General features: G+C 46.5%; 6 protein-coding genes. 5 read left to right on the top strand and 1 reads right to left on the bottom strand.

Going from position 1 to position 5,816, the window contains the following annotated elements:
- Both M3N64_RS13835 and rhaD read left to right on the top strand, forming a co-directional pair.
- A partial coding sequence (locus M3N64_RS13835) for an L-rhamnose isomerase (protein ID WP_249104211.1) occupies nt 1-265 on the top strand: 265 nt, incomplete at its 5' end.
- A gap of 22 nt (nt 266-287) precedes the next feature.
- A complete protein-coding gene (gene rhaD, locus M3N64_RS13830) occupies nt 288-1,109 on the top strand; it encodes a rhamnulose-1-phosphate aldolase (RefSeq protein WP_249104208.1) in 822 nt (273 codons plus the stop codon).
- A gap of 200 nt (nt 1,110-1,309) precedes the next feature.
- On the opposite strand, the gene M3N64_RS13825 is transcribed toward rhaD, so the two are convergent.
- On the bottom strand, nt 1,310-1,975 hold the full coding sequence (locus M3N64_RS13825) for a Crp/Fnr family transcriptional regulator (RefSeq protein WP_249104205.1): 666 nt from the start codon (nt 1,973-1,975) through the stop codon (nt 1,310-1,312).
- Between the two features lie 491 nt (nt 1,976-2,466).
- Between M3N64_RS13825 and larA the strand changes: the two genes are divergently transcribed.
- Genes larA through larC form a run of 3 tightly spaced genes read left to right on the top strand, consistent with a single transcriptional unit; the run spans nt 2,467 to nt 5,782 of the window.
- Complete coding sequence (gene larA, locus M3N64_RS13820; protein WP_249104201.1) at nt 2,467-3,741, top strand: nickel-dependent lactate racemase; 1,275 nt, start codon at nt 2,467-2,469, stop codon at nt 3,739-3,741.
- A gap of 36 nt (nt 3,742-3,777) precedes the next feature.
- Nucleotides 3,778-4,524: a nickel pincer cofactor biosynthesis protein LarB gene (larB, locus tag M3N64_RS13815; protein WP_249104198.1), complete on the top strand. Its 747-nt coding sequence runs from the start codon at nt 3,778-3,780 to the stop codon at nt 4,522-4,524.
- 25 nt (nt 4,525-4,549) lie between these two features.
- Complete coding sequence (gene larC / locus M3N64_RS13810; protein WP_249104193.1) at nt 4,550-5,782, top strand: nickel pincer cofactor biosynthesis protein LarC; 1,233 nt, start codon at nt 4,550-4,552, stop codon at nt 5,780-5,782.
- The last annotated feature ends 34 nt before the right edge of the window (nt 5,783-5,816 follow it).

The following is a 5,816-nucleotide window of genomic DNA, read 5'->3' as shown; positions in this document are numbered from 1 at the left end:
TATCAACCGTCTGGCTGCATGGGTTGTCGGTTCGCGTGCGACATTGAAGGCTCTGCTTCAGGCATTTTTATCGCCGATCAATGATTTGAAAAAGGCTGAGCTGGAAGGAAATTATACGATGCGCCTTGCGGTGACCGAGGAACTGAAATCGTATCCGTTCGGTGCGGTCTGGGATTACTACTGCCAGGAAAGCGGCGTTCCAGTTGGCACCGATTGGCTTAAAGAAGTCGTTCAATATGAAAACAAATTTCTGCTAAACAGATAACCATACTGGAGGGGCAAAGAAAATGGGTCAATTTATCAATTCACCGTATGTTAAGGAACTTTCAAAAATCACTTTTCGGTTATACGATCATGGATGGGATGAACGTAACGGTGGCAATGTCAGCTATCGACTCACCGAAGAAGAGGTAACACCTTATGAAGACACGAAAAAAGTATTGAAGACACTCCCGATTGATTTCGACGGAAAAGAACTTGCCGGCATGTATTTTCTTGTTACCGGTACAGGACGCTACTTCAAAAATATTATCGACTTTCCGGAGCGCGATTTGGGACTGGTTCGCATTGCTGCGGACGGAAAAAGTGTTGATCTGCTTTGGGGATTCAATGACGGTGGACGGCCGACGAGCGAGTTTCCAACTCATTTAATGGGACATAAAGCACGGCTGAAATTGAATCCGGAACAGCGCGTGATCATGCATTGCCATCCGACCAATTTAATTGCGATGACATTTACGCAGAAGCTGGACGAACGTGAAATCACACGGATTCTGTGGAAGATGCAGACTGAATCCCTTGTTGTTTTCCCTGAGGGCGTGGGCATTATTCCATGGATGGTGCCTGGAACGACGACAATTGGAGAAGCAACGGCTGCTAAACTGGCGGACTTCAGTTCTGTGATCTGGCCGCAGCACGGTCTGTTCGCTTCAGGAACGTCGATCGATGAAGCTTATGGCTTAATCGAAACAATCGAAAAGGCGGCTCAGATCTGGTCAATTATTCAGCAGCACGGCGGAAAATTTGAACAGACGATCACTGACAAAGGCTTAAGCGATCTTGCCAAAGCATTTCACGTAGTTCCACGTGAAGGCTATCTTGATGTTTGAGCTTTGACAATATAACCATTACTTTCAAAAACAGCTTCCTCCAGATGGAGGAGGCTGTTTTTGAATATTAAGCAGGGGTGGAGGTGGCCTGTGAGATTCGCAGATTCCTGCTGTCTGAGGAAGGGGGCCCGCGGTGCGCCCACGGCGAGCGGCTGCAGCGACGGTGCAAATAGAAAGAATAGATCAATGATTGGTTTTGTTTAATTAGCAATGTGATCTAAAAGATAACTGATATCAGTGATGATAAACTTTCGATTTCTGACAACGAGTGCTCCATCCTGCTTTAATTCGCTGATCATCCGATTGACACTGCTGCGCGCGCTGATGCCGCAGAATCCGGCAATGTCATCATTTGTTACGGTAAAGTCAATCAGAACGCCTTCGCGTATTTTGCGTCCGAACAGATCGATCAGGCTGTAAATAAAGGCGCAGACCGCCCCCTTTTTTCCATTCATAATCATTCGCTGCGAGCGGAAAATGTTTTCCGATAATTTCTTTCGATAATAACTTTTTACATAATTCTGCAGCTCAGGTGTCGCGTTAACATATTTCCAGAAGGTAACACGATCAATTTGATAAAAGGTCGCTTCATCGGATTCCACGCGTACATTAAACGGCTGGGATGTGAATTTGGAGACTTCATCTCGGAGCAGAGAAATCACATCCGGTTTGGCGATATAGGACAAATTGAATTCTCTTCCGTCCTGAAGAATGATACTGTTTTTAATAATACCTTTTTTCAGAACATAGGTATAGCGTTCCTCGAGTCCGTGATAAGTCAGATATGTATGACGGCTTTTATTAATGGCAGGGACATGATGTGCATCCAGAAAATTAATTAAGTATTCAATTTCACTTAATACCATGGTTCATTCCATCCGATCTTGATTTTTCTAATACTATTAAAAGAGTAAATGATTTTTCTTCATACCCAAACCAACGTTAGAAAACCTGGGTTTGCCAAGACTCTGGTGAAAGCAAAGCCGCCGTCACACTATAATTCACTGAATTTTAAATTTTCTTATAGTAGAACAAAAACGGCCGCAGCGATGATGCAGCCAAAAGAGATGGATCAGTGAATCATGGCCGGGAATTAGAAGCCAGGCGCATTTTGCCTCGACAGGCTCTGCTTCATTTCGGTAAGCTGACGGAGAAAGCGAAATGAATATAGTCCGCGACACAGATACATATGTTACAGCTAACCCTATTTTAACGCTTTTTTCACTTATAAATGTAACAAATTAAGTATACATATGTTAACACAATATGAGAATAGCAAACAGAACAGACAATCCGCTTGTTTTAATTTATAACAGTCCTTGAATTAAAAAATGTTGAAAAGGGCTGGCGACAGATCATGGTCAAAATAAAACTTCCTTATGATAAAACAACACTTATAGCAGATCTGCCTGAACAGAATTTTGCCGGCAAACTAGTTTCAAAAGCAGCGAATTACCGGGTCGAACGATCGGAACGCGATATTGTTGAAGCATCATTAAATCATCCGATTGGCTCAGCTTCTTTGGAGACGCTTGCTCGCGGTAAAAGAAACATTGTGATCATCAGCTCGGATCATACTCGTCCGGTACCATCGCATATCATCACACCGATTTTACTGCGCCGACTGAGGCAGGCGGCACCGGCAGCACGTATTCGTATACTGGTTGCTACCGGGTTCCACCGTCCGTCCACACATGAAGAACTGGTTAACAAATATGGACAGGAAATTGTGGACAACGAAGAAATCGTCATGCACATATCGACGGATGATGCGGCGATGGTCAGGATCGGACAGCTTCCTTCCGGCGGTGACTGCATCATTAACAGGGTGGCTGCAGAAGCTGACTTGCTGCTTTCGGAAGGATTCATTGAATCTCATTTCTTTGCCGGCTTTTCAGGCGGACGCAAATCCGTACTGCCTGGAATTGCATCCTACAAAACGATTATGGCTAATCACTCTGGAGAGTTTATTGACTCGAGCAAGGCCCGTACCGGTAATCTGCACCATAACCCAATCCACAAAGATATGGTTTATGCGGCGCGTACTGCTAAACTGGCCTTTATTGTCAATGTTGTTCTGGATGAAGAGAAAAAAATCATCGGGTCCTTTGCCGGTGATATGGAGGATGCTCATCAGGCCGGCTGTCAGTTCCTTCAAGAACTCTCGAGTGTGGAAAAGATTGACTGCGACATCGCCATTTCGACAAACGGCGGTTATCCTTTGGATCAGAACATTTACCAGGCAGTCAAAGGCATGACAGCGGCAGAAGCGACGAACAAAGAAGGCGGAACGATCATTATGGTCGCCGGATGCCGTGACGGGCATGGCGGCGAAGGGTTCTACCACAACCTTGCTGATGTATCTGATCCAAAAGAGTTTTTGGAACGCGCCATTCATACACCGCGGTTGAAGACGATTCCGGATCAGTGGACAGCACAGATTCTTGCACGTATTCTTGTCCATCATCACGTGATCATGGTATCCGATCTTGTTGCGCCTGACTTGGTTACCGATATGCATATGGAGCTGGCTGTTTCATTGGATCAGGCGCTGCAGGTCGCTTTTGAGCGGGAAGGAAAGAATGCAAAAGTGGCAGTCATTCCTGACGGGCTTGGCGTCATTGTTAAATAAATCTTTGATCACCCGTCAAAGAATCAGGTGAAAAAAATGAAGCATGAGGATTTGCACAGACTGCTTTGTGACGTTGCATGCGGCCGTCAATCAGCTGATTCGGCCGAACGCATGCTAAGCGGCAGCGGATTTACTGATCTCGAGTTTGCCAAGGTTGATCTCGCGCGCAAACAGCGTAACGGCTATCCTGAGGTGATCTACGCTGAAGGTAAAACGTCATCACAGATTATCGGAATTATTGATGCCATGCGCGAAGAGACCGTAAACATTTTATGTACACGTCTTTCTTCAGAGAAATTTGCCGCAATAAAAGCGGCAGAACCGGACGCAGTGTACTACGAGCTGGCCCGGTGTGCACTGATCAACCGTGCAGATGTTGTGCAGACGGACAGTTACATTGCCATTGTAACAGCCGGAACATCGGATATTCCCGTGGCGGAAGAGGCAGCCGTTACGGCAGAGGCTTATGGAAATCGAGTTGCACGTGTTTATGATGTTGGTGTGGCTGGCATCCATCGCCTGTTTGCCAGGCTGGATGTCATTCGAGGTGCCAAGGTTGTGATTGTGATCGCCGGAATGGAAGGAGCGCTTGCCAGTGTCGTTGGCGGTCTGATTGATAAACCGCTGATCGCCGTTCCTACCAGCGTTGGCTACGGTGCAAATTTAAAGGGAATAACGGCACTGCTTGCCATGCTTAACAGCTGCGCATCAGGCGTTACAGTTGTCAACATAGACAACGGGTTCGGGGCCGCCTATTCGGCAAGTATAATGAATCATTTGTAAAGCTTCATTATTTTGGAGGAGTGAGATGAAAACACTTTATTTAGACGCTTTTTCAGGGATCAGCGGGGATATGTTTATCGGTGCGCTGCTTGATCTCGGCATTGATTTTGAACACTTTCAGGCGGAACTTACCAAACTGCATGTGCATGGTTATCAACTGGAGAAGAGACGGTTGGCAAAAAACAGTATTTATGGGACGAGTTTTGATGTTGTACTGAATCATGAAAAAGATCGCGGCTTTGTCGAATCTGCTGCGCATCATCACGATGTACGGCATTTGGACGATATTCGTACACTGATTGCCAGCAGCGATTTATCAGACAAAATCAAGAAGCAGTCAATCGATGTATTTACGGAAATTGCCAGGGCCGAAGCAGTGGTGCATCAGCTTCCTGTTGAAGAAGTTCATTTCCATGAAGTTGGTGCGCTGGATTCGATTGTCGATATCGTCGGCAGTTTCATTGCACTTGATCTCCTTGGTGTCGATGAAGTGCGTGCTTCAGAATTGTCCGATGGATCAGGCTTCATTCAAGTGGCACACGGACAAATGCCGGTTCCTGTACCAGCCGTGATGCAGATGCGTGTCGGCACGCATATCCCGATCAGGCAGCGAACCGATATTCGGACTGAGCTGATTACGCCGACCGGAATGGGCCTGGTCAAGGAGATGGTGGCCGCCTTTGGCCCTGTTCCTGAACATGATCTTCTGCTGAAAACCGGGTATGGATTCGGAAAACGTGAGACAGGTACTTTCAATGCTTTGCGCGCCTTGTTGTTTGAAACAAAAAAAAGTGGGCAGACCGTCCGGACGGACCATGACAGCGTCCTGCTGATTGAAGCCAATCTGGATGATCAGAGCGGTGAATCACTTGCCTTTGCCATGGATCAGCTGATCGAAGCCGGTGCCCTGGATGTCTTTTTTACCCCCATATATATGAAGAAAAATCGACCATCATGCAAACTGTCAGTTCTTTGCATACCTGAGGAACGGGAAGTGTTCGTTGACCTGCTGCTGAAGCATACGTCAACCATTGGTGTCCGCTATCAGCTCATGCAGCGGTCAATCATGAAACGCTGCTTCAAAACGATTGACACAAAGTTCGGCGCGATCCGCATCAAGGTTGCCCGAAGCGGTAGTGTTGTCCGGGAAACTGCTGAATATGATGATTGTGCTCAGGCAGCGCGAAGGCATCGGGTGAGCCTGTCAGAGGTCGAACGTGAAGTGCAGCGTCAGTTAATCCTTACAGAAAATCAATAAGAAACAGAAAAATTTGGAGGAAAAATTTGTGACT

Origin of the sequence: Sporolactobacillus mangiferae (assembly GCF_023336505.1) — a bacterium.
Taxonomy (GTDB): domain Bacteria; phylum Bacillota; class Bacilli; order Bacillales; family Sporolactobacillaceae; genus Sporolactobacillus; species Sporolactobacillus mangiferae.
The sequence above is the reverse complement of the archived record's forward strand: the minus strand, read 5'-3'. Positions and strand labels throughout refer to the sequence as shown.

What these genes read in the sequence shown, in the direction of transcription:
- rhaD (WP_249104208.1), top strand. Translation starts at nt 288, where the DNA reads ATGGGTCAATTTATCAATTCACCGTATGTTAAGGAACTTTCAAAAATC.
- M3N64_RS13825 (WP_249104205.1), bottom strand. Translation starts at nt 1,975, where the DNA reads ATGGTATTAAGTGAAATTGAATACTTAATTAATTTTCTGGATGCACAT.
- larA (WP_249104201.1), top strand. Translation starts at nt 2,467, where the DNA reads ATGGTCAAAATAAAACTTCCTTATGATAAAACAACACTTATAGCAGAT.
- larB (WP_249104198.1), top strand. Translation starts at nt 3,778, where the DNA reads ATGAAGCATGAGGATTTGCACAGACTGCTTTGTGACGTTGCATGCGGC.
- larC (WP_249104193.1), top strand. Translation starts at nt 4,550, where the DNA reads ATGAAAACACTTTATTTAGACGCTTTTTCAGGGATCAGCGGGGATATG.